This window comes from Parasphaerochaeta coccoides DSM 17374 (genome assembly GCF_000208385.1).
Taxonomy (GTDB): Bacteria; Spirochaetota; Spirochaetia; order Sphaerochaetales; family Sphaerochaetaceae; genus Parasphaerochaeta; species Parasphaerochaeta coccoides.
Map to the genome: position 1 here is coordinate 1,599,805 of NC_015436.1, position 23,318 is coordinate 1,623,122.

A 23,318-nucleotide genomic window follows, 5' to 3' on the forward strand; every position below is an offset into this window, starting at 1 on the left:
GACCTGTCCGCGAAAGAGTTGATGGTTACAGGAAGACTGCGCATTGTTTTGCCGGATGTCAAGGTGAAAACAAGAAGGAACTCATTTTCTATTTTTTATTTCCACTCTGACATGGATGACATAATCTTAAGAATTCATAATCCCAAGAATTTCCTGATTCGTACAGGCCATGCCTTCGACAGCTATCCGTATGACATTCTTGATGGTTTCTTCAACATCGGTTCCAACGATCCCATCCCCATCATCAAAAGTTTTGCCTTGCATTGCCAGTTCGTGTCCGATGAGCGCCGAATCAACAGCTGTAGCAATCTTCAATGCACAGGATGCCTTGGCTCCATCGCAAATCATTCCCGTTATGCTTGCAAGTGTATTGGTAATTGTCATTGAGATTTTCCGCGCATCGCCACCACGGAGATATGTAATTCCCGCCCCCGCTCCACATGCCGCGCAGACAACTCCGCAAAACGCGGAAAGACCGCCCATAGGAAGACGGAGATGAAGAGCAATCAGATTGCCACAGGCCAGCGCTCTGATCAGTTTCTCGCGGGATACATTGAGATCCTTTGCATACACAATTACAGGCAGTGACACGGTCAATCCCTGATTCCCGCTCCCTGAATTGATGATTACCGGCATGGGGCATCCTCCCATACGGGCATCGGAGCCCGCGGCAGCATATGCCTTTACCATAGTCCGGATATCCAACGAACTTTCTCCGGAAAGAATATTCCTGCCTATATTAAGGCCGTAATCACCAGACAATCCTTCCTCAGCAATACGCATGTTGTACGCTACCTGCTGCTCGAAGATGTCTATGATGAGGGGCAATGGTACGGTATCAGCGAATCTGACAATCTCATCGACAGTCATGCTGTCTATAGGACAGTTGTCATCTCCACTTTCACAATCTTCAGCCGGAAGTGGAAGGTTCAGACCGTTATGCGTCAAGCGGACAATCCCCGTATGATGACCTTTGATTACTACGGTAGCTTTGTCGTTCCCGGAATACACGGTAAGGCATATGTAAAGAGAATCCGTGGACTCCGCCTGAGATATATCAGAACGGACATGTGCCATATAGTTTATGGCAGCCTCTTTGTTCTCTGATGTAATGGAATCCAATACATTCAGCCCACGACAGGCGTTACCACCCACAAGACCAAGAGAAATGGCCGCAACCATGCCTTTCAGTCCTCCGGAAAAGGGAATGATCACTCCTTTCGTGTTTTTTATGATACCTGGGCTGCACTCCAGGGTGAATCCATCAGGCAGTCGTCCTATCACTTTCCTGGCCCATGCCGCGGCATATGCGAGACTTATTGGTTCTGTGCAACCCAAAGCAGGAATCAATTCCCTCTTCAACAAGGAGACATACGAGCTATATGGCAGAGATTTGCTCATTCCCATCATTTCCGCCTTAATCTACCAGTTCTTCAAAATGACTTACCAGTATGGGAGGAATCCATTCATCAGGAACCCGTGTATCCGTATCAAACTTCGCCATTAGTTTTGATAACGGAACCCTTGCTTTTCGATTCAATGTATCCAATTCCGAGAAACCCGAACAACCATCATCCTGACGGCTCTTTGTGAAAGGCACAAGCTGGTAACGTTCATGGAAACTGGTTCCAGCCGACATATGCATCACCCTCTGTGGATTGTTCGATGTGAACGTGTAGATAATCGGCCTCGATACGTAGAACCATGGTCCCCAGTGAAGATAGAAATAGGGTTCCCATTCCAAGAGTCCTCCCTGTCGCCGGATTCCGTTGAATTCAAGGTTCAGTACTCCCAAGGCATTATTTCTTTCTGCATTGAAGAATGAATACCAAGGTGTCCGTGCATCAAAAGTCATGCCTTTTACAGGATGCCGGGGCATATCAGTGATATGAACAGTCCTCACCCTGGAATCCATGCCCATCCATGCGAAATCCCCGGTTGTCTCTTTGTTCAGGACTACGGAACCATTACGCAATGCAACGACATCCAAGTCCTTGTTCACGTCAATGTTGCTCTCAATGCTGATTCCCTGATTGTTGCTATAGAACAGGTAGGTGATTGAACAATCCACTTCTTCATAATCCACTATAGGATTGTATCGCTTGACCATGACGAAAACCGGACCGCTGATGACCGTGAAATCCTCAGGAGCAACCCAATCAGAAGAATGCATCCATGTCTTGGGCGGAGCATAGACATCAGGATTCCACTGCATGGTACCATTTGTCTCCAAATGGTGACAGAAAGTGACATCCGAAGCATCTTTGGAAACAATCTCATCAATGCTTCCACTCTCTGAATGCAACGAAACACGATAGAATTTGTTTTCAACAGTCAAGGCATATCCTGAGCCGCTTATCTTCAAATCCGATGGATACAAAGGCTTGCTCGCTTCAGGATTCCCATAGAATATCAGGAAAACCTTCTTCTCATAGGCCGCCACATCCGCGGAAAAAGCAAGTTCCACTGTAGTCGTCGGTTGACAATGTATGTCCGTCCACTTCTCCCACTTGGAAACTCCATATACCTGGGAAGGAATCTCTTCCGCTATGCCTGTCTTCGAATGTATTGCTACTACCCGAATCTCTGCTTCCGGATCTTGAATCCTGTCACTGTATAAGCCAAGGATGACATGGACTGGTTCTTGAACACGCTCTAATCCGATTGTTTCCTCAAGGACATGGCTTGCGTAGTATTTCCATTGCCGATTCCAATATCCATGTTCCCCGCTTGCGACAGCAGTACACGTCACCTCATATGTCTTGTCTTCTGCGTCGAAAAGCATGACAGAAACTTCATGGCGCTGTCCTTTCGTCCAATCTATTCGGACGCAAATCAATCTCTCGACTGCTAAAGCTTTGAAAACTGCCGGGATTACTTTTTCCCCATCATTGAAGACATCAAAATCCCTGGAACGTACACCATCGACGGTTACTCCGGTAACCACATGGTTCCCCTTCCCTGCTAAATCTGTCAGGGATAGCCTGAGATGGTAATAAGGAATCTTCGGTGTTGGGTATTCGAAACTGTATTTCTCGAACTTCATCTTTTCCTCCAGTATATTTTTTGCATTCGTTCGGATTCTTATCTCAACCTTTCGTCGAACCAGCCATCAAGTCTGCAATATCGAATTTCTGCAATCCAAGGAAAATAAGTATCAAAGGGAAAGTAGCGATAGCGACTCCTGCCATGACCACCGGCCAAGGAGTGGATAACCCATCACTCACAGGAAGAAGCGATATTGCGACCATCAAGGTCTGCATCTCAGGAACTCTCAGGAAAATCATCGGCAACATGAAATCATTCCAACGCGCAATCAAGGAAATCGTTCCCCAGGATGCAAGAGCCGGAACTATACCCGGAAGAACTATCTTGAAAAAAAGTGGAAACTCCCTGCATCCATCAAGTCTGCCCTGTTCCAGTATCTCAGTCGGAAATTGAGTGATATATTGCCTCAGGTAAAAGATGCCTACCGCTGTAGCGGCACGAGGCACGATAAGGGAAAGAAGACTGTTCACCCATCCCAGTCTCCGCATAATGATGAAAAGAGGAACGATGCAAACTTCCGTAGGTATGACCATGGTCAATAAAAGCAAGAGGAACAAGCCATCTTTTCCCGGAAACTTATATTTTGCAAAAGCAAACCCTGCCAAAGCGCAGAAAAATACCGTAGCAAGGCTTCCTGCAAGCGAGGAAATCAACGTGTTGAAGAAATTCCTGGTCATTGGGATGATCTCCATGACACGTTGAAAATTTGCCATAGTCAATCCTTTGCCCAGTATGTCTTTTATGATGAAGCTCACTCCTCCTTCCGTGCTCTGGAAGGATGTAAAGAAAATCCAGAATAAAGGCAGTATTGAAACAAAGACTGCGCAGCCCATCAGGACATTGATGCCTACATTGCGAGTTATTCTCCTTGCCATATGTCCTATATTCATCTCACGCCCCACTTCTGTTTTTCAGATTCCTGAAATAGACGACGGAAACAACCACAAGGAAAAACATCAGCACATACCCGACAGTCGAAGCATATCCGAGCTTGAACATGGAAAATGCGTTTATATAGAGATAGTGTACGACAGATAAGCTGGATGACCCAGGTCCTCCACCTGTAAGTACATATGGTTCCGTGAAAGTCCGCGCTGAATCTATGGTCAGGTTGATGACGCAGAAGAACATGACGGGGGCAATCATAGGCAAGGTAATCTTGAATATCTTCTGCATGGTGTTTGCGCCATCGATGCGGGCAGCTTCATACAACTGACGATCCACCGACAGCAACGCTGCTACTAATATGAGCATGTACCAAGGAATATTTCTCCAGATTGAAAGCAAGGCAACTGGAACCTTTGACCATTGCATGCTCGTCAGCCACGGTACGGCATTTCCACCAAAAAATTGGATGAAAGCATTTATCACCCCTATCCGAGTATCGAAAAGCATTGTGAACGCGATGCCCGCGGCGACCGTAGCCGTGACATACGGCAAAACAAGTAACGTCTTGACGGATTTGGGAGCCCATACTGCATTGGAGCAGAGTCCTTGCGCAAGTATAAAAGCCAACGGAAGTACACAAATAATGTTGGCAAACGTGTACCATACTGTATTGTACAGGGAAGTCCAGAACATGCCATCCCTGAGAATCTGACGATAGTTTCCTATACCGATGAATGTCCTGGTTCCCAGTCCATTCCAAGAAAAAAAACTGAGTACGAAAGACCAGATAAGCGGATAAAGCTGGAAAACCATGAATAGTATGAAAAAGGGAGCAATGAACACATAGGCATGGATTCTTTCATTCTTCTTGTTAGTAAATCTCTTGACAGCCATGTTCCCTCCAATGATGAAGACAGGCCATCATAGAAAATATTCCTATGACAGCCAGTTTGCCCGCGGCTATTTCAGGTTCAATCGCATACGTAATTGTTGACCGATGGATTTGATGGTCGTCTCAATATCCTGCGCTCCCGCAACGTATTTTTCTAATTCAGAAGAAATGATGACATCTGCCTCTGCATCATTCTCGGTCACGGTCAAGTTCTCAGAAGGGTTCAGGAAAGATGCGGTAACCTGCTTCTTATAACTCTCACCACCATAGTATGCAGACGGTTCGGACCAATACGGATCCGCAAGCATGTTCGTGACAATAGGATGTTCCGTGGGATAAGACAGGGCAATCATTCGATCCGACCACTCATTGCGTGCTTTCGTATTCAGGTTAAAGTCCAACAGAATGTCTACGAATAAATCGGCATATGCATTACCCGGCTTGTCTATCACACAATACATTGCAATGACCTGTGCCCCGGCTGTCCCGATATCCTCGAATACTGGTGCTGGCAAACTTCTCCATGAACCGCTCATATCCGCCAAATTATTGCGCAAGTACGAATCCCAGAAAGATTCAACATAGAAGGTCGCTATTTCCCCACGTCTGGTAGCTTCATATAACGGAGGAGAGAACATTGCGGCGTTGAGCAACAGACCTTCTTCAAGCATACGTGAAAAAGTTGTCATAGCAAGACGTGTCCCAGGATCTTTGTCGAAAACGACGTTACCGTTCTCATCCCATATCTTTGCCTGCGCCTGTGGCATAAGTCCTCTACGGAACCAATAGCGCCATGTATACGAACCGGGATCTACATAGGATAATTTGACTTTCCCGTTGCTTTTTTCATTCAACTCACGCCCGACATTGATATATCCTTCCATGGTGGCCATGCGTCCAGGATCAATTCCATACTGGTCGAAAATATCAGCATTGTAAAAAAGCATTTTAGGTTGCAAGGTATACGGAATGCCGTAAATCCGCCCTTTGTAGGTAGCTTGGTCGAATGCTCCTTCAATGAAAAAATCCTTATATGGAGCAAGCTTGTCTGTTAAGTCCAACAACACTCCAGCATCTGCCATGACCTGCATACTTACAGGGAATGTAGAAATTGCAGTAGGCAATCCGTTCAAAGTACCTGCCGCAAGATCCATGAGAACCTGCTGTCGAACATCTGCCTCCCCTTTATAATTGACCATCTCGACAGTCACGTCCTTTACAGGAGTATCGGCACGATCTATGTAATCCTGAAAATATATCCTCATATATTCCGGCATGCCATAGGTCCATATTGCCAACTTGCCTGCGGGGTATGTTCCTGGTTCCTTTGATACCTTTTCCTTTGAACCGGAAGCGAACATGCATAGGGTTCCTGCAAGCAGGAACATGCATACCGATAGTGCAATTCTCCTTCTGTTCATTTCTTCCTCCTTTCATATCCATGAGCAACATCCACTGCCCATTTCAATTCTTCCCAGCTGATATCAGCGGGAACGGTACAATCCGCGCCGAGCATGGTGATGCCCGGATTTTCATAAAGCGTATGGGAAACAATTTGTTCTATTTCTTTCCTCGTGCTGTTCCCGAAAAGACCTTTATTCGGCATACCACCCATGATAGGACACTTAAAACTATTCACCGCTTCCGCCGGAGACATGGAGTTCCCGCGGATGGAGTAATTTACAACGTCTCCAGGATACTCCAAATATTCATCCAGTCTGATATCAGTTCCACAGATATGCAGAAATACTATCTTCCCCGTATCTTTGAGTCCTTGCAGAAAAGCCAGTTCAACCGGACGGAAATATTCCCTGAAGAAATCCAGTGGAAACCGCCATTGTTCACCACCTTGCAACGAAACATAGAACCCATCGATTCCTGTCCGTACCATCATTTGGGCAAATTCCAAAAGTACAGTGACAATTCGTGTCAATCCTTTGATGACTGACTTCGGGTCATCATTGAAGTGAGCTGTCACATCCTTATCCCAGACGGGTATGGGGCTAATCGAACATCCCGCAGAAACGAATGGAGAAAAAATAGTCTGGAAAACGTATGTTTCTTTGCCAACGGCATCGACCAACCGTCCTGCCAGTTCAGCTTGCTGTGTGAAGACTGGATGAGACATCGGGAATACCGGGATATCATTCCAATCAGAACAGCTCCGCACATCAGGGAGCTTGGGGTAGATATCATCAAACATGATCTTCATCATGTCCATGCCCGTCTGTTTCCAGTATGCCATCTGGACATCAAATGCAATATCACCATGCCTGGCATCAACAGGAAAATGCTGAAAAAACGCGGCCGGCATACCTTCAGTATATGGCTCTCCTTTCAGGAACTGGTCAAAACGCATCCGCGGATTCATGCAATCCCCCTTTGCTGAAAATATTTTTGCATGACACGTGTTTGGCGTCAATCGTTTTTTACAATTTTTTGTAATATTTTTATATTTATTTTCATATATACAATTTTATTTTAATTATTTTATAATTATTGACTTTATGAGATGCCACAATTATGCTGTAAAAATATAGGGAGTCGGATGAAAAATGGAGAAAAAATCGACAATTCCGGGAAGCAGCTTCGATGGAGTACTTAAGTATACCCTTTCGCAAACCGACTGGGCGTTGATTGATAGTACAAAGGCGTTCATGCACAGCTTGGACGAACTCCTTGGTTCTGATTGCGAAGTCGTCGTTCATGTGTGGAATCCCCAGCGCAGGGAAATTGTCATCCACTCAATCATCAACGGACATGTAACGGAACGAAAAAAAAACGGACCTTTGATTACACAGGACATGGAAGTATTCTCAAACGAGACTATCTCGAACGAGGATGTCATTGACAGTTATTACACCCGGACAAAGAATGGGAAAATAATCAAGTCAATTTCTACTCTCTTGCGCAATGCAGAGAAGGAACCTATCGCCATTTTTTGCATCAACGTGAACCTGTCAGCGCCAATGATTTCGTGGATCAACCGCTTCTCACCATCATCCGGAACGCGCATCGCAAACAATGGAGGAACATTCCCTCCCTTCCCTATTCTCTCCATTTCCCCGACCGACAACAAGCCGACGCCAACCAAGGCTGCAAACTCAGGCGACTCAAAAGAAACTATTCCTCTGCTGATTGATGAAACGCTGGCACAGATGACAGCAAATACAAACATCAGTTCTTCAAACATCAAGAAAGACATGATTGAAAAACTCTATCTTTCAGGAATATTCGAGCTTAAGGGAGCAATAGAGATTGTTGCTGGCAAGTTAGGATTATCTCGTTTTACTATATATCATTATCTAAGAGAAGTAAAACAACGGACATCATAGCAGATGCCGAACCAAAGGGGCATATTTCTTTTCCCAACGTTCATTTCCCGCCATGCCTTCCGCAGTATTCGCACTGGCAAAAATCGGAGGTTCCATTCCCCGTTTATCAAATTCTTCCACAACTGCGCAGACTAATGCATTCATGATGAAACAGTTACACATTGTCGAAACAGATCCTACCTTTTGTCCAACGTTCCCGATTGTGAGGAGCGCATCCCCCTCTGGCACATGGCTGTCAATGAAAATATCTGTCTCCTGATAGAGATTCTTTCCAAGCACGTGCCGTATAGGAGCATCCGCAGGAACTGAAAGCGCATATGCCATGGATGTCACGCCTATGGTGAACACACCTCTTTTGCGGCATTCATATGCCACTTCGAGAGACATCGTATTGACTCCGTATGCATTTATCAACACCATTGCCTCATCCGTCCCGCGTAATCCAACACCGTATGCATCCAGCACACCTATCCCGTATCCGGGAAGACGTTCGAAACAAATGGTTTTCTTCGCTCCGTTCACAAGGCTTGTCCCAGGATCGATGATGGGATTCCAGGCTGCCAATCCTCCCGCTCGCCACAGCACTTCCTCCGCTGCAAGCATCGAATGAGCACCAACGCCCAAAACGTGTACAATACCGTCAGCAGAGACGATATTGAATATTTTTGCCGCCGCCGTGGCAATCCGCGCTTTCTCCTCACGAGCAATCAAATCCAACAAAGCGCATATATCATTCTTCAGCAATTCTGTAGTCATCGACGTGCTCCATTTATTGTAAAATAGAGCATTTTATTGTAAATTACAATAAAAATTTGTTAAAATTAATTTCCCATTTTTTCAGTTAAAATACATCTGTCGGATTGCATGGACAAGAAGGAGGTGAGACGAATCCACTAGATGCCAGCCTCCTTCCCCATTCCATTCAGGGCAGAGGCGAGATGGAAACTACTGGCTCGCCGCCATGAAGCACTCTCATGTCAACGCTGAACCGTTCTGTATTCGGGAGAGAAGCTCCACCATCCATCATGGGCACTGCAAACTCCAGGAGCATCCGGATTGAAGGCTTGAGCTGTTCAACGTCTATCTTCAACCAGACATCGTCACCGTAATCCTCCATCTTCAATGCTCCTGAAAAACTTAACGGCGCAGTCGAGAACTTGTTTATATCAAAACTGAATGATTCCGAATCAATTAGAGGAAATCCAGATACCGTGGCATCCCAGGCGACATCAAGTTCTTGTATGGAGGTAAACATGGCCTTAATGTCCTCAACCAAGATACCTGTTATCGCTTGGAGGACAGGCGGAAAAGTCTGTTGCAATTCCCCGAAGATATCATCGAACTGAGGGCTTTGCATCTGCAAGGATGACAGAGTTACGGTATAGCGTCCAACTCCGCCTTCTCCTATATCCATTGTATCCAGGGGCAAGAAGCTCACTGTTCCCTGCCGAGTCTGGAAACCGAATGAGCATCCGCCGAGAGAAAGCGTGAAATCCACATCGTCCGAAATCACACGAGTCATAAGATTTTCAATGATGAGAGAATAGTCTTTGAAAAAAAGTTTTCCACTGGAATCCGCGTTGGCAAGATAATGTCCTATGGATGTATATTCTTCAGGTATATCAATCTCGACAGACAGGTTCCCCATGGAGACTTCGCCATGATCCATCCCTTGATAATTACTATCACTTACTATATATCCCTTGGAGAAGGATGTGGTAATCTTGTGTTCGGATAGGTTGAAATCACCTTGCACGTCTTCAAGCTTCACCTCCATGGGAGTATCCCCGTTCATGCGGTACGCAACGGAACCTGCCGACACGGATGATGATAGCAAATCCATCAGGATACTGGTTTCGTCTCCAGACGTCAGCGTCACAAAGGATGTATCGAAGACATATGCCATGCGCAGATTCTGAATGACCATTTCTTCATGATCTATGTCAGTGTTCCACAAATCAGAAACGATAATCTCCACAGGAAGGTCATGGGTGCTGCTGCGGTTCATGAGGAAAGGAATAATCTTCATCACAGACACATGTATCTCCAGACCACGGACATGTACCTCTCCATTGAACAGCTCGCGGCTCACTGAATTGCCATCAAGGATTAATCGACCAGAGAGCAGTTTTGCATCCGAGGACAGGGAGTACGTATCCATGACATACCGTTCTATGGCTCGTTCCGCAATCAGGATTCCTGCCACGGCAAGAATCACAATCAAAAAAAAGACTGCAAGCAACCATTTCCACCAGTGGCGCTTTTTTTTCACTTCCATGTCTTGCCCCTCCCCCTGCCGTATTGTTATATATGCTGATACGTCATTAATTTTATCATGCGGAGCAATGGCTGTCATCCATAACTAACGTGTCAGAAAATCGATGGCTTCCGCCTGTGTCCGGGCAAAGAAGATGCTTCCACTTCTGTTTGATTCACGGATGAATGCATGCAGGCTTGCGCTACCATATACGGAAAAGTCGCCGACAATAGCGATTAAGAAGCGATAATTGGTGAATTTTTGCAGGATTTCTCCTGCGACTCCGGTGCGGAGGTCAAAGAAGCTGTCAGAGAAAGCGTCCTTGGATAGTATCATCCTGTTGCATTGCATTTCATAGTTGACCGTAGCCATCATGTCGAGCGCGGCTTGGGCATCGGAAATTTCTATTCCTGTGGCATTCCCGATTACAATGTCAATGCCAGCTTCCTGTATCTTCTCATACTGCATGCTTTTTCCTTTCCGTCCAGCACAACGCACGGACACGATTATTTGACATGGTTATATGGAATATATCATGCATACCATCGGCTTGATGGTAAATAAAAATGAAAGAATTAAGATTTTTTCCCGGAATGCGCAGGAATGGTCAAGACTGTTCTTCTGCCGGAGCGTACTTGCACCTGACCGGAGAATAGATAGCACCGTCCTTTTTCAATGCGTCAAAGGCTTTGGCAATCTCATCCTTGTCCAAACCGGATGATTTGGCGATGTCTGACGGCCCAACAGGTTTTCCGGCCGCTTTAATCAAATCCAATACATGTTCTTTCGTCATAGTGTTCCCCCGTTTGAGGCATGTAGCATGCCCACTATAAGTTTCACATCTACTCGCGTTGTATGTATCTCTTCCACTTAGAAAATGTCAAGACCAATGGCTTTCTGGATAGTCTTCAATGTACCGGCGGCTATCGGACGCGCCTTCTCCGCTCCCTTGGCAAGAATCCTGTCCAGGTCACCAGAACCGACAATTTCCCGATACCGTGCTTGGATGGGAGCAAATTCTTCTATGATCCTGTCCGCGACGGCGGACTTGAAAGCACCATATTGCAGGCTGGAAAATTTTGCTTCGGCTTCCTGCGGCGTGATACCTTCAAGAGCTGCATAGATAGTCAGCAGATTTGATATGCCCGGCTGGTTCACTGGGTCATAAGAGACCTTGTTTACCATGTCGGTCACTGCGGACATGACCTTCTTACGGATGGCTGCTGGCTCATCTTTCAGGAAAATCGTCCCTTTCGTGTTATGTTCCGACTTGCTCATCTTCTTTGCGGGATTGTCCAGCGCCATGATGCGCGCACCGACCTTGGTGATGACAGGTTCAGGAACGGAGAATATCTGCCCGAACCGTTTGTTCACCCTCTCGGCAATGTCACGGGTGAGTTCGACATGCTGTTTCTGGTCGTCTCCGACAGGTACGTAGTCCGCGTTGTACAGCAGGATGTCCGCCGCCATCAACGTTGGGTATGTATAGAAACCAGCGGTCAGTACATCATTTCTGTTCTTTCCCTGCGCCTTGTCCTTGTACTGGGTCATGCGGTTCAGCTCCCCAAGATACGTCTGGCAACTGAGGATGAAACCAAGCTGGGCATGTTCCTTGACATCTGTCTGAAGAAAGATGGTGGAACGTTCAGGGTCAAGGCCGCAGGCAAGGTAGAAAGCCAGGCAGTCACGCAGATTGTCCGTAAGTTCGGCAGGGGTTATCGGGAGCGTGATGCAGTGCAGGTTCGCGATGAAAACGAACATGTGATAGTCTTCCTGATAGGTGACGAACTGCTTGATGGCTCCGATATAACTGCCCAGATGCAACTGTCCGCTCGGTTTGATGCCGCTTAACATTGTCTTCATGATTGAATTTGTCCTCCGACGCCATTTCCGGCCATTGTCCGTTTCCTGTACGGGTTCATTCTTAGAATCCGCACGATGGGACGCCGCCGCGCCTTGCACTGTCACATTAAAACACACTGCCCTATTGATTGCAATGAGGCAAGGATTTGACAGTCAGGAAGATCAATGATTCAGGGCATTGTAATTCCTGTAGTGGCTCATCCTCCTATCCATCGCTCCCGCACTACTTCACATCCAGAATTTCAGCGTCTAGAATTTCAGCGTCCAGAATTTCAGCCGAGGCATGTTGACCCTCGGACATAAAATAAAATATTCTGGGTATACGGAAAAACATCAGGGTTCCGGATTGCCCCTTCAATCATCGGAACTACGGCTTTGCCATGCTTGTGTTGTCCGCTTCTCTCTTGTTAATTAATGAACGACCTGTTGCCTGACAGGTAATCTGTTGTAAGAGAAAAGAGATTTATTGTTCAGTTCCTGCTTCCCACTCATACGAAGCACGTTGCATGGAGCTATTCTTTGTTGTGTTCCCTTGGGGGGACTCCTGCCGGAAAGGAGAAAAGACATGAAGTTCATCACCGGGAAAAACCAAGCCAACCGCATTCGGAAAAACAAACATGACAGCGAGACAAAGCTCAGAGCCTTTGCGTTCATGGAACAGGACGAACTTTTTGCCGCCGTCTCATCATCACCGACCGGACTCACTGGCGGCGAAGCGGAAGACAGACAGGACGAATTCGGGAAGAACATCATCACAGCCGGACTCAAGAACACTCCTCTCCACCGGATGCGGGAAGCCGTGGTCAATCCTTTCAACATCATTCTGCTGTTCATTGCCTCCGTGACATATTTCACTGATGTCGTAGCAGCCTCACGACCGGATTACGTGACAATCATCATCATCCTTGCCTTGATTGTCCTCTCCAGCTTGGTCGCATTCCTCCAAAGCCAGCGTTCCAACGCCGCCGCCGAGAAACTGTCCCACATGATTTCCAATAAAATCCACGCATGGCGTGACGGAAAGCTTGTTGAGATTCTCCAGGAAGATGTCGTGCCCGGAGACATAATCCATCTTTCGGCAGGTGACATGCTTCCCGCCGATGTGCGGTTCCTGACGGTGAAGGACACCTTTGTCGCCCAGTCCGCCCTGACCGGAGAATCGAATCCTGTCGAGAAGTTCTCCGATATGAAAAATGAGCGGACGGACGCCTTGACCGATGTAAAGAACATCGGTTTCATGGGTTCCAACATAGTCAGCGGAAGCGCCACCGCCCTGGTTCTGGCAACGGGCAACGATACGTATTTCGGCGCAATGGCGGAAACGCTTTCCGGCGACAGAGCCAAGACCAGCTTTGAACGAGGTGTCGGAGCGGTCAGCGGACTTCTTGTCCGCATGATGCTGGTCATGTTGCCCATCGTTTTTCTAATCAACGGCTTTGCCAAAGGAGAATGGCCTCAGGCTCTGCTTTTCTCCATCAGCATTGCCGTGGGACTCACCCCGCATATGCTTCCGGTCATCATGACTTCGACCCTGGCCAAGGGTGCTGTCTCCATGTCCAGGCACAAGGTAATCGTCCGCACACTCGGCTCAATCCAAAGCTTTGGCGAGATGGATGTACTCTGTACCGACAAGACGGGGACATTGACAGAAGACAGGATAGTACTGGAGAAATACATGAACCTCCGTGGAGAGGATGACGCACGTATCCTGCGCCATGCCTACCTCAACAGTTTCTTCCAGACAGGTTTGAAAAACCTCATTGACCTGGCCATCATTAACAGGGCTGTCCAGAACGGAGATGAGAGCATAACGGAGAATTACAGCCGGGAAGATGAAATTCCTTTTGATTTCAGTCGTCGGAGAATGAGCGTGGTTCTGGCTGACAAAACCGGCAAGAGGCAGTTGATCACCAAGGGTGCCGTGGAAGAAATGATAGGCATTTCATCCTTCGTGGAAATCAGCGGGCAGGTGCTTCCCATGGATGAGACGACCCGGCGTTCGGCCATGGCGGTGTATGAGAAATACAATGCAGCAGGTCTGCGGATGATTGCCATAGCACAGAAGAACGAGGTTCCTGAAAGCGGCGCCTTCAACGTTGCCGATGAGAAGGACATGGTACTCATTGGCTTCGTAGGATTCCTCGATCCTCCCAAGGAAAGCGCGAAAGCCGCAATCCTCACCTTGAAGAACCACGGAGTGAGAACCGTTGTACTCACCGGGGACAGTGAAGGAGTCGCCGCGAAAGTCTGCGGAAAAGTTGGAGTAGACACATCCATCCTTCTCACAGGCAGGGATGTGGAAAAGATGGACGACGCTGAACTGATTAAAGCCGTAAGGACGTGCGACCTGTTCGCAAAGCTGTCCCCCGCACAAAAGGAACGTGTCGTCAGTGCATTCCAGGCCGCCGGTCACACGGTGGGCTACATGGGCGATGGCATCAACGATGCTCCAGCCCTGCGCCAGGCAGACGTAGGCATTTCAGTGGACAGTGCCGTGGACATAGCCAAAGAAACGGCGGACATCATCTTGCTGGAAAAAGACTTGATGGTACTTGAGAAAGGTGTCATTGAGGGCCGACGAACCTTCGGGAACATCGTGAAATACATCAAGATGGCGGCAAGCGGAAATTTCGGTAACATGATTTCCGTCATGACGGCCAGCATCTTCCTGCCTTTCCTGCCAATGCTTCCCGTGCAGCTTCTGACACAGAACCTTCTCTGTGATTTCGCTCAAATGGGCATGCCCTTTGACAGCGTTGATGATGAGTATGTCAGGAAACCCCGCAAATGGGAAACAAAATCAATCAAGTCATTCATGGCATATATGGGGCCGCTGAGTTCTATATTCGACATCCTGTGCTTTGCCATCATGTGGTGGATTATCGGCGCAAACAAGCTTGCGCTTGCTCCTCTGTTCCAGTCCGGCTGGTTCGTGTTCGGAACGGTGTCGCAAGTCCTGGTCATCCATATGATTCGCACGGCGAAAGTACCGTTCTTTCAGAGTAGGCCGTCACGTCCACTACTCATCTCTACTGTTTTGGTTGCTATCGTGGCGTTCGTGGTCGGGTTCAGTGGTTTTGCCATCGGTATCGACATGATGCCCCTTCCGGCATCCTTCCTCCCATGGCTCGCCCTCATCCTGGCTGGTTATTTCCTCTGTGCCCAGATGACCAAGAGATTCTACGCCAAACGGTACGGAGACTGGTTGTAAAAGAGGTAGCACCGATAAAATAGAATCGGTCGGCTTTATTGAAGCCGACCGGCACTTTCCACCTTGGAAAAGGTTTCAGGATAGGTTTCAGAATAACCGTGCTTTCAGTTGTCCTATCTGAACTTCGGTCAACCCTACTGTATTCAGCAGATAGCTTTCAGCAACATGACGGATATTCGCGTCCGTGACAGGGTTTCCTGCATTCATCTCAACGAACAGATCGGTGATGATGCCCGCTATCCTGTCATATCTTTCCTCCCCCTTCTGTACAAAGAAATAGTTCCCATAGGTAATCATGTAATCTTCCACTATTTCATTGACGGTCGCATCCATCAAAGCCTCAAGCAAGGCGACAACCATTCCCGCCCTGTCTTTTCCTTCATTGCAATGAATGAGATATGGCCCTTCATGAGCTGCCATGAACAGGAGTCCTGTTTTCAGCTTGGCGGTGAAATCCGCTGAAAAGAAATCAACGTCCATGCTCAGGGGGATGACAGAACCCTGTCCGACCAGTTTTTCATAATAGGGAGCCGCAGGCAGATTAGGAGCCATGCTCGCTTCACTGTCCGCCAGGTTAATCACAGTCTTGACTCCTGCCAGCTCGGCAAGTTTGGCCGCATAAGGCGCCCGTGCGTCATTCAGCACAGGGTTCGCGCTCCGATACAGGCGTCCGGGAGGAATCTTTCCTGCTTTGACATAACGGAAGTTCGCGAATATCTCATCGCTTGCATAAGCAGCGCGTTCTTCGGATTTTTCCAGATGACGGACTTCATATTCCCTGAGATAGCCTTTCTTTTCAGCAAGGTTGATGGAGACGGGAGAGCCAATGACAGCCCCTGTTCTCTCCGCAAAATTTCCATAACTTATAGCAAGCGCAACGTTTCCATTGCTTATCCTTACCAACTGCTGACCTCGGTCAACATCACTGTATGTGGAGACATACGGAGCCGTGAAACTTCTGTCTCCCACGCTGACAGCCAGGATATCCCCCAGAGCGTATCCGGCTTCAGTCATTGCGGATTCAGCAATATCAGCTGTGATGTTTCCGTATTTGTCGATGTCCTGTACAGCCCCCTGTACAGCGACCAGAACAGCTTCCTGCTGTACGACGTCCTGCGCAGACGTTTGTACGGAAACAGGAACTTCCAGGACTGGTTCCTGCCTCTGCACACTTGTTGTCCGACAGGACAACATCAGGACTAGCATGAGCCCCAGGAACATGCGCGGCACACATTTCAACACAAACTTTTTCATTTCCTTTTCTCCTCGGATAACCAGTCATCCGTGACAGATAGCATCCTTCCGGGCATTCATCACATACTACGTGGTTTCCTTGCACAGAACACTATACCGCAACCACACCCATGAGACAATTTCTTTTCTTTTTAGCCAACGTTTTGGCCAACGTGGTACTGGATGACTTATCGCCGGACAATCTGGCGCTCAATGACACTCAGGAGGCAAGATGACCAGCGGGTTCCCGTCATTGCGGCTCTCGCCAAGGAAGGAATCACTTTGGAGTTGGTAAAGTTTTCCGGCCACACCCAGTCCAACCAGGCGTTGGCGGACACGGAACTCGACCTCAATGCCTTCCAGCGCATAGCCTTCCTCGCTCATAGCGGCTCTTTATGTTGACTTTGTCCTGGAGTATACGCCTTAATGAGAGACAAGAGAGGCATGCAATGAGTGAGGATTACAACTGTTCCCAGGAAACCATCATTGTCCACGGTGTCACTCCCTACGATTCCCGTACCGGAGCGATAAGCACTCCCATTTACCTGAGTTCAACCTTCCGCCATCCTGAACTTTTTCAATCGACAGGCTTTGACTATTCCCGCTCCCTGAACCCCACGAGACTAGAGCTGGAAAACACCATTGCCCGTCTTGAGAAAGGACGTTACGGACTTGCGTTCGCTTCCGGCATGAGCGCAATATCCGCGCTCATCAAGCTGTTCGCGCCGGGCGACCATATCATTGTCTCGATAGATCTGTACGGTGGTACATATCGCCTTTTCCATGATATCTACGAACCATACGGACTGCACTTCTCCTGGGTGGACACCGACGACCTTGAAGCAACAAAGAATGCCCTGCGACCCGGAACGAAAGCTGTCTTCATTGAGACTCCCTCAAACCCCATGATGAAAGTCACTGACATCCGCGCGACGGCGGATATCATCCATTCCCACGGACAGAAGCACGGGCAGGAAGGATACCTCATTGTGGACAATACTTTTCTTTCCCCTTATTATCAAAATCCCCTGGAACTGGGGGCGGACTTTGTTGTCCATAGCGGGACAAAGTACATTTCCGGACACAATGACACGCTTTCAGGTTTCATTGTTCATGATGACGAGACAATCGCGGAAAAACTCCGTTTTCTCCAGATGAGCGAGGGTGGCACGCTCAGCCCCTTTGAGTCATGGCTGATTCTCCGGGGACTCAAAACTTTGGCCGTCCGCATGGACAGACAGAGCGAGAACGCCTTGGTCGTAGCCATGTGGTTGCAAACTCATCCCAAAGTCGAATCAGTCTACTATGTCGGCCTGCCCGACCATCCCCATCATGAGCTTTCCCTCCGCCAAAGCAAAGGCTTCGGGGGAATGGTTTCCTTCTCCCTCAAAGACTCCGCCGATGTGGCATCTCTTTTGAAGAACATACGGCTGATCCTGTTCGCCGAAAGTCTGGGAGGCGTGGAAACCCTCCTCACCTATCCCATGGTTCAGACTCACCAAGCCATTCCCCCCGACATGAGGGAGCGGACAGGGGTCACCGACCGCCTGATGCGGTTGTCCGTCGGACTGGAACGAGCGCAGGACATAATAGCCGACCTTAAACAGGCTCTGGACTGAGAGCCACAAAGATGCAGAAAATTTCTACCGGCTCCGAGATTCATGGCGGACATTCATGGCATGCACCGGATGCACTGAACGTCCGGCCGAGTTCATGTGCCATAGTCATTCAGTTTTCTCCTGTTCCTGCTGTATCCGGGAAATATATACAGAAGGACTCATTCCGACATGGCGTTTGAAGACTTTTGAGAAATAATAGGAGTTCTCAAAACCAAGTGCCGCGAATATTTCATTGATACGGTTTTCTCCGCCTTTCATCATGCGGATGGCCTCATCAGTCTTTGCAGTGTTCACATATTCAATGAAACTCATTTCACACTGCCGGGAGAAAACGGAGGACAAGTAACCAGCGGAAACCCCAATGGTGGAGGCTACCTCGTCCAGCATGATGCGCGAATGTATATGGCTGTGGACATATTGCTTTGCCCGTTCTATGACAGAATCCTGGACAGTGCCGTAATGCGAGAGATAACAGACAGCATCTTCTTCAAATACCTGGAGCCACCTGAGAAAAGCGGAACGAGTGCCGAGGTACGGCAATACATCTTGGTGGAAAGGATAGACAAGCGCGGAGGAATACTCAGTCTTCAGGCTCACCATGGCATGAGAGGCTATTTCCTCACAAAGCCACGCGACCTGATGCCTTTGGTATGTCTCGGTGGCAATCCGCTCCCTTGCCTTGGATAGATACAGCCTCACGTCGCTGGAGTTCTTGGCATCCAGGGCTGCTGCAATCCGTTCCGTCAAGGAGTAAAGAGGCTGCCGACTGTATACCACGTCCTCCTTGCAGTCCTTTTGTGAAAGATCAGTCTCCCTGATGAAGAAAAGCTTATCAAGCCTGCGCAATTCATCCCGCGCATCCTCAAGCCCATCAGGGCTGTCCTGGACGCCTGTCGCCAGGACATGGGTTGTTATTCCGGTGATTTTGGTGCTTGCATTTTTCAGCTTCACTGTACAGGCTGCCACTCTCGAAGAAAAAGACGAAAGAGGAACATCCCATACCAGGAACTGGAAGGAATGATAAAAAGGTCTCACGCCACATATCGGCATGAAATGAGAAAATGAATTCCCGATGACCTTGCGGGTGATTTCTCCCTGGTAATCATACATACGCTGATAATCCGCGGCGGAAAAACCAGTTTCCGGAGAAATATCCGGATACTGCAACTGGACACATATGAAAGCATGATTGCGGAGCATACCTTTTTCCGCAAGCAAGGTACGGTATCTGGACTCAAGAGGCTCCGGCAAGGTCAACCTGACAAGGATGTCCTGTACATGACCCTGTTCGTCCAGGGAATGCAGGTCAGCGGCGTCCATGCGGAGAAGCTTCCTCCGCGCCTCACATTCAGGTTTGGCACGTTCGATGCACATGGCAAGAGCCGCCGCATCCATTTCCGTCTTCAACAGATAATCGAAAGCATTGTGATGCAGTGATTTCTGCACATAACGGAACTCCTCAAGACACGTGAGCATGATGAAGACCACCTGCGGAAGTTCGACAGTGACTGTCCTGAGCAACTCTATCCCATCCATGATGGGCATGCTGATATCACACAGGACAATGTCCGGCACTTCCTTGCGTATCATATCAAGGGCGGCCTTGCCGTTGCGCGCGGTGCCTATGACTTGACAGTCATGGGATTGCCAGTCCATAAGGAACCTTATGCCGGAAAGGATAATCGCCTCATCATCAACCAGCACGACTTTATACATCCCCATCCTCCCATGGCACGGTAATTGTAACGCGGGTTCCCTGTCCGGGACGGCTTGTGACCGCCAGGCCATATTCTTCCCCGTATGTGAGACGGAGCCGCTCATGGACATTGGACATGCCTATTCCTGAGAACTGGCTGACAGAATTTCTTTTCAATTTCTTCTGCAAGGAATCCACCAAAGTCTCCTCCATGCCTACCCCATCGTCCTCAACAATGATTTCCAGTACATCCCCCTCATGGCGGCACGTCACCGTGATTGTCCCAAATTCTCCGGACGGTTCAATACCATGGTAGATGGCGTTCTCGACAATCGGCTGGAGGGAAAACTTGAGTATCATGGCATGAGCGACATTCCCAGGCATATCAACGATGAAATCAAAAGTCCCGACATAACGTATCTGCTGTATGGCTACGTAATCCCTGACCAGTTCCAGCTCGTTTGCAAGGAAAATACGTTCATCAGTTCCCTTGGAGAGTTGCTTGAGCAGGTTCGAGAGGCTGCGTGTCATTTCCTCTATGCCCTTGTTCTTCTGAACCTTCGCCATCCAGCGTATCGACTCAAGCGTATTGTACAGAAAATGCGGATTGACCTGACTTTGGAGCAAGGCTATTTCCTGCCGCTGCTTCTGCTCATACATCTGCCCTGTAATCTCAAGCAGTTCCTGTATCCGAGTACTCATCTCATTGAGAGTCTTCCCTATTCCCGCAAATTCGTCCTTGCTCGTCTCGATGCTGGCATCATAGGAAAAACCGGAATCAGGCATTCGCCGGATGTGGGCGATGATTCTGTTCACCGGACGGGTGATGGAATGCGACAGGACAACGATCAAACCGAAAGTCACGGCAAGAACCAGAACCACAATGAAGACAAGGGAAATGACAAAACTGTTCGCCTGCCTTCCCATGGTATCCTGGGGAATCATCACATCATAATTCTACATTGTCGGTTCCGGGAAACGGTCTGAGAATCATCAATGACTCCCTTGTGGAGCAAAAGGAGCAGATATGAAGAAAATCACAATGATTGTGCTGGCCATCGTCTGTACGGCGGGAATCCTGATGGCCGGTGGAGCCAAGGAAAGTCAGACATCATCAAGCAGAACCACAATAAAGGTGTCCACCTGGGATTTGAGTTCCAATCCCTCAGTAAGCAACGCGGTAGCCGCTTTTGAAGCAAAGAATCCGGACATCAAGGTCGAGCTCATGGACATTCCCAGCACGGAATATACCCAGAAGCTCTCAATCATGCTGAACGGAGGTTCTGATCTTGATGCCTTCTTCATCAAGGATGCCGACACTACCAAGAGCCTGTTCGACAAAGGGCAGCTCGCTGACATGAGACCATACATCGCCGCGGATTCTTTTGACATTGAAGGTTTCAACGGTCTGACCAAGAACTTCACCATGCCGAATGGAGCGGTCGTCGGTCTTCCGGTGCGTTCCGACTGGTATGTGATGTACTACAACAAAGACATCTTCGACGCTGCCGGCATTGCGTATCCCGGCAACGATTGGACATGGACTGAATTTGAACAGCTTGCAAAGCGTCTGACCAGCGGCAGCGGTGCCACGAAAGTGTACGGTGCGCTTCTCCATACCTGGCAGGCATGTGTCCAGAACTGGGGAGTGCAGGATGGGAAACACACCATCATGGACAGCGACTATTCATTCTTCAAGCCTTATTACGAGATGGCGTTGAGAATGCAGAATGAAGACAAGACCCTCATGGACTATGCCACGCTCAAGACAAGCAACATCCACTATTCCAGCGCTTTCCTTACCGGACGCGTAGCCATGATGCCCATGGGTACATGGTTCATCACCACGGCCATTGATAAAGTGAAGATTGGCGAATCTTCCGTGCGCTGGGGTATCGTCACCCTTCCTCATGCCGAAGATGTCCCGCAGGGCTATACGGTCGGTTCCGCGACTCCCGTAAGCATGAACCAAGCCAGCTCCAAGAAGGATGCCGCGTGGAAATTCATCAGCTTCATGACCGGAGAGGAAGGAGCTTCCGAGTACGCCAAGGCCGGAGCTTTCCCTGGACGGAACAATGAAAAGACACTCTCATCCATAGCAAGCCTGAACGGTATGCCGGAAGGCGCTCTCCATGCCCTGCAAGTGACGAACATCAGCTTTGACCGTCCGGGAGTGGACAAGGTTGCCGAAATCAATGCTATGCTTGGAGAAGAACACTCCATGATCATGTTGGGAGAAGTATCCATCAATGAAGGTCTGTCCACGATGAGCGCCCGCAACAAAGAAATACTCAGATAACCTTCCATTTATTTCCTACCGATGACCCGGCATACCGGGTCATCGTCACTATAGGATACCTTTTATGAACACCACACAGCACCATGACCGTAAAAGAATGTCCCTTGAGAGGCACAATACATTGGTCGGAATCTCCTTCATCCTGCCTAATTTCATTGGATTCGCCTGTTTCACCCTGATTCCCGTCATTTTCTCCTTCATCCTGAGCTTCGCTTCCTGGGACGGTTTCAACGCAATGAAAATCATTGGCTTCGCGAACTTCTCCGGCATATTCAGCGACCGGGTATTCAAGGCCGCGCTTTCCCACACTTTCACATATTCTGTCTTCACCGTCTTCTTTTCCATGCTGATGGCCCTGTTGCTGGCCGTACTGCTCAACCGGAAGGTCATAGGAACCAATTTCTTCCGATCAGCGGTCTTTTTCCCTTATGTGGCTTCGATTGTCGCGGTAGGCGCTGTCTGGAATGCCATGTTCATGAAAGACGCAGGACCAATCAATGCGTTCCTCCGCCTGGCTGGCATAGCCAATCCTCCCGGCTGGTTCGCAAGCGTCGCGTGGGCCATGCCTGCCATCATCATTGTCTCCGTCTGGAAGAACATGGGATATTTCATGCTCATTTACCTTGCCGCGTTACAGAACATACCTCAGTCCCTCTATGAAGCGGCAAGCATTGATGGCGCCAACGCCTGGAACAAATTCTGGAAGATTACCATGCCCATGCTCACGCCCAGCCACTTCTTTGTATTCATGATGCTGACCATCAACAGCTTCAAGGTCTTTGATTTGATTTTCGTATTGACTGGCGGCGGCCCCGGCATTGCTACCAAAGTCCTGGCAAATTATATCTACGACCAGTCATTCACCGCGTGGAATTTCGGCAAGGCGAGCGCGGCGTCCATGATTCTTTTCCTGATTGTCGGAACCATCACGGTGATACAGTTCCGCGCAGAAAAGAAATTCAATGATTTCCTGTAGG

The 23,318-nt window shown here is 48.5% G+C and carries 19 protein-coding genes and 1 pseudogene; 6 read left to right on the forward strand and 14 right to left on the reverse strand.

What is annotated here, in order from left to right; translation table 11 throughout:
* Positions 1-126: 126 nt before the first annotated feature.
* The 6 genes from SPICO_RS06980 to SPICO_RS07005 form a co-directional block, all read right to left on the reverse strand.
* Complete coding sequence (locus SPICO_RS06980) at positions 127-1,401, reverse strand: L-cysteine desulfidase family protein (RefSeq protein WP_041395161.1); 1,275 nt, start codon at positions 1,399-1,401, stop codon at positions 127-129.
* A gap of 16 nt (positions 1,402-1,417) precedes the next feature.
* A complete protein-coding gene (locus tag SPICO_RS06985) occupies positions 1,418-3,046 on the reverse strand; it encodes a hypothetical protein (protein WP_013739966.1) in 1,629 nt (542 codons plus the stop codon).
* A 43-nt stretch (positions 3,047-3,089) separates the two neighbouring features.
* Positions 3,090-3,923, reverse strand: coding sequence for a carbohydrate ABC transporter permease (locus tag SPICO_RS06990; protein WP_041395832.1), 834 nt, complete (start codon positions 3,921-3,923; stop codon positions 3,090-3,092).
* Positions 3,924-3,939: 16 nt separating this feature from the next.
* Positions 3,940-4,830 (reverse strand): carbohydrate ABC transporter permease, encoded by an 891-nt coding sequence (locus tag SPICO_RS06995; protein WP_013739968.1) that lies wholly within the window; start codon positions 4,828-4,830, stop codon positions 3,940-3,942.
* A gap of 66 nt (positions 4,831-4,896) precedes the next feature.
* On the reverse strand, positions 4,897-6,249 hold the full coding sequence (locus SPICO_RS07000) for an ABC transporter substrate-binding protein (protein ID WP_013739969.1): 1,353 nt from the start codon (positions 6,247-6,249) through the stop codon (positions 4,897-4,899).
* Positions 6,246-7,199, reverse strand: a complete 954-nt coding sequence (locus tag SPICO_RS07005) for a uroporphyrinogen decarboxylase family protein (protein ID WP_013739970.1) — start codon at positions 7,197-7,199, stop codon at positions 6,246-6,248. The genes SPICO_RS07000 and SPICO_RS07005 overlap by 4 nt, the downstream gene beginning before the upstream one ends.
* Before the next feature lie 184 nt (positions 7,200-7,383).
* On the opposite strand from SPICO_RS07005, the gene SPICO_RS07010 reads away from it, so the two are divergent.
* Positions 7,384-8,163, forward strand: a complete 780-nt coding sequence (locus SPICO_RS07010; protein WP_013739971.1) for a helix-turn-helix transcriptional regulator — start codon at positions 7,384-7,386, stop codon at positions 8,161-8,163.
* On the opposite strand, the gene SPICO_RS07015 is transcribed toward SPICO_RS07010, so the two are convergent.
* The 5 genes and pseudogenes from SPICO_RS07015 to trpS form a co-directional block, all read right to left on the reverse strand.
* Positions 8,158-8,919: a sugar isomerase domain-containing protein gene (locus SPICO_RS07015; RefSeq protein WP_013739972.1), complete on the reverse strand. Its 762-nt coding sequence runs from the start codon at positions 8,917-8,919 to the stop codon at positions 8,158-8,160. The genes SPICO_RS07010 and SPICO_RS07015 overlap by 6 nt on opposite strands.
* A gap of 166 nt (positions 8,920-9,085) precedes the next feature.
* Complete coding sequence (locus SPICO_RS07020; RefSeq protein WP_013739973.1) at positions 9,086-10,441, reverse strand: hypothetical protein; 1,356 nt, start codon at positions 10,439-10,441, stop codon at positions 9,086-9,088.
* Positions 10,442-10,525: 84 nt separating this feature from the next.
* Positions 10,526-10,888, reverse strand: a complete 363-nt coding sequence (locus SPICO_RS07025) for a DUF4180 domain-containing protein (RefSeq protein WP_013739974.1) — start codon at positions 10,886-10,888, stop codon at positions 10,526-10,528.
* A 139-nt stretch (positions 10,889-11,027) separates the two neighbouring features.
* Positions 11,028-11,216, reverse strand: a pseudogene (locus SPICO_RS07030) (hypothetical protein); the annotation flags it as partial.
* Between the two features lie 74 nt (positions 11,217-11,290).
* Positions 11,291-12,283, reverse strand: coding sequence for a tryptophan--tRNA ligase (gene trpS / locus SPICO_RS07035; protein ID WP_013739976.1), 993 nt, complete (start codon positions 12,281-12,283; stop codon positions 11,291-11,293).
* A 565-nt stretch (positions 12,284-12,848) separates the two neighbouring features.
* Between trpS and mgtA the strand changes: the two genes are divergently transcribed.
* The gene (mgtA, locus tag SPICO_RS07040; protein ID WP_013739977.1) at positions 12,849-15,494 is read left to right on the forward strand and encodes a magnesium-translocating P-type ATPase; all 2,646 of its coding nucleotides are present in this window, start codon (positions 12,849-12,851) and stop codon (positions 15,492-15,494) included.
* 87 nt (positions 15,495-15,581) lie between these two features.
* On the opposite strand, the gene SPICO_RS07045 is transcribed toward mgtA, so the two are convergent.
* A complete protein-coding gene (locus tag SPICO_RS07045) occupies positions 15,582-16,748 on the reverse strand; it encodes a tyrosine-protein phosphatase (RefSeq protein WP_013739978.1) in 1,167 nt (388 codons plus the stop codon).
* 192 nt (positions 16,749-16,940) lie between these two features.
* Here SPICO_RS07045 and SPICO_RS10580 point away from each other — a divergent pair, with 192 nt between their 5' ends.
* Positions 16,941-17,129, forward strand: coding sequence for a MetQ/NlpA family ABC transporter substrate-binding protein (locus tag SPICO_RS10580; RefSeq protein ID WP_215904604.1), 189 nt, complete (start codon positions 16,941-16,943; stop codon positions 17,127-17,129).
* A 47-nt stretch (positions 17,130-17,176) separates the two neighbouring features.
* Positions 17,177-18,346 (forward strand): trans-sulfuration enzyme family protein, encoded by a 1,170-nt coding sequence (locus SPICO_RS07050; protein ID WP_013739979.1) that lies wholly within the window; start codon positions 17,177-17,179, stop codon positions 18,344-18,346.
* A gap of 105 nt (positions 18,347-18,451) precedes the next feature.
* Here SPICO_RS07050 and SPICO_RS07055 read toward each other — a convergent pair whose 3' ends face one another.
* A complete protein-coding gene (locus SPICO_RS07055; protein WP_013739980.1) occupies positions 18,452-20,062 on the reverse strand; it encodes a response regulator transcription factor in 1,611 nt (536 codons plus the stop codon).
* The gene (locus SPICO_RS07060) at positions 20,055-20,987 is read right to left on the reverse strand and encodes a sensor histidine kinase (RefSeq protein ID WP_052295851.1); all 933 of its coding nucleotides are present in this window, start codon (positions 20,985-20,987) and stop codon (positions 20,055-20,057) included. The genes SPICO_RS07055 and SPICO_RS07060 overlap by 8 nt, the downstream gene beginning before the upstream one ends.
* An 82-nt stretch (positions 20,988-21,069) precedes the next feature.
* Here SPICO_RS07060 and SPICO_RS07065 point away from each other — a divergent pair, with 82 nt between their 5' ends.
* Together SPICO_RS07065 and SPICO_RS07070 are read left to right on the forward strand one after the other, a co-directional pair.
* Positions 21,070-22,341, forward strand: a complete 1,272-nt coding sequence (locus tag SPICO_RS07065) for an ABC transporter substrate-binding protein (RefSeq protein WP_013739982.1) — start codon at positions 21,070-21,072, stop codon at positions 22,339-22,341.
* A 64-nt stretch (positions 22,342-22,405) separates the two neighbouring features.
* Entirely contained in the window at positions 22,406-23,317 is a 912-nt protein-coding gene (locus SPICO_RS07070; protein WP_013739983.1) for a carbohydrate ABC transporter permease, read from the forward strand.
* The last annotated feature ends 1 nt before the right edge of the window (position 23,318 follow it).

What these genes read in the sequence shown, in the direction of transcription:
- SPICO_RS06980 (WP_041395161.1), bottom strand. Translation starts at nt 1,401, where the DNA reads ATGAGCAAATCTCTGCCATATAGCTCGTATGTCTCCTTGTTGAAGAGG.
- SPICO_RS06985 (WP_013739966.1), bottom strand. Translation starts at nt 3,046, where the DNA reads ATGAAGTTCGAGAAATACAGTTTCGAATACCCAACACCGAAGATTCCT.
- SPICO_RS06990 (WP_041395832.1), bottom strand. Translation starts at nt 3,923, where the DNA reads ATGGCAAGGAGAATAACTCGCAATGTAGGCATCAATGTCCTGATGGGC.
- SPICO_RS06995 (WP_013739968.1), bottom strand. Translation starts at nt 4,830, where the DNA reads ATGGCTGTCAAGAGATTTACTAACAAGAAGAATGAAAGAATCCATGCC.
- SPICO_RS07000 (WP_013739969.1), bottom strand. Translation starts at nt 6,249, where the DNA reads ATGAACAGAAGGAGAATTGCACTATCGGTATGCATGTTCCTGCTTGCA.
- SPICO_RS07005 (WP_013739970.1), bottom strand. Translation starts at nt 7,199, where the DNA reads ATGAATCCGCGGATGCGTTTTGACCAGTTCCTGAAAGGAGAGCCATAT.
- SPICO_RS07010 (WP_013739971.1), top strand. Translation starts at nt 7,384, where the DNA reads ATGGAGAAAAAATCGACAATTCCGGGAAGCAGCTTCGATGGAGTACTT.
- SPICO_RS07015 (WP_013739972.1), bottom strand. Translation starts at nt 8,919, where the DNA reads ATGACTACAGAATTGCTGAAGAATGATATATGCGCTTTGTTGGATTTG.
- SPICO_RS07020 (WP_013739973.1), bottom strand. Translation starts at nt 10,441, where the DNA reads ATGGAAGTGAAAAAAAAGCGCCACTGGTGGAAATGGTTGCTTGCAGTC.
- SPICO_RS07025 (WP_013739974.1), bottom strand. Translation starts at nt 10,888, where the DNA reads ATGCAGTATGAGAAGATACAGGAAGCTGGCATTGACATTGTAATCGGG.
- trpS (WP_013739976.1), bottom strand. Translation starts at nt 12,283, where the DNA reads ATGAAGACAATGTTAAGCGGCATCAAACCGAGCGGACAGTTGCATCTG.
- mgtA (WP_013739977.1), top strand. Translation starts at nt 12,849, where the DNA reads ATGAAGTTCATCACCGGGAAAAACCAAGCCAACCGCATTCGGAAAAAC.
- SPICO_RS07045 (WP_013739978.1), bottom strand. Translation starts at nt 16,748, where the DNA reads ATGAAAAAGTTTGTGTTGAAATGTGTGCCGCGCATGTTCCTGGGGCTC.
- SPICO_RS10580 (WP_215904604.1), top strand. Translation starts at nt 16,941, where the DNA reads ATGACACTCAGGAGGCAAGATGACCAGCGGGTTCCCGTCATTGCGGCT.
- SPICO_RS07050 (WP_013739979.1), top strand. Translation starts at nt 17,177, where the DNA reads ATGAGTGAGGATTACAACTGTTCCCAGGAAACCATCATTGTCCACGGT.
- SPICO_RS07055 (WP_013739980.1), bottom strand. Translation starts at nt 20,062, where the DNA reads ATGTATAAAGTCGTGCTGGTTGATGATGAGGCGATTATCCTTTCCGGC.
- SPICO_RS07060 (WP_052295851.1), bottom strand. Translation starts at nt 20,987, where the DNA reads ATGATTCCCCAGGATACCATGGGAAGGCAGGCGAACAGTTTTGTCATT.
- SPICO_RS07065 (WP_013739982.1), top strand. Translation starts at nt 21,070, where the DNA reads ATGAAGAAAATCACAATGATTGTGCTGGCCATCGTCTGTACGGCGGGA.
- SPICO_RS07070 (WP_013739983.1), top strand. Translation starts at nt 22,406, where the DNA reads ATGAACACCACACAGCACCATGACCGTAAAAGAATGTCCCTTGAGAGG.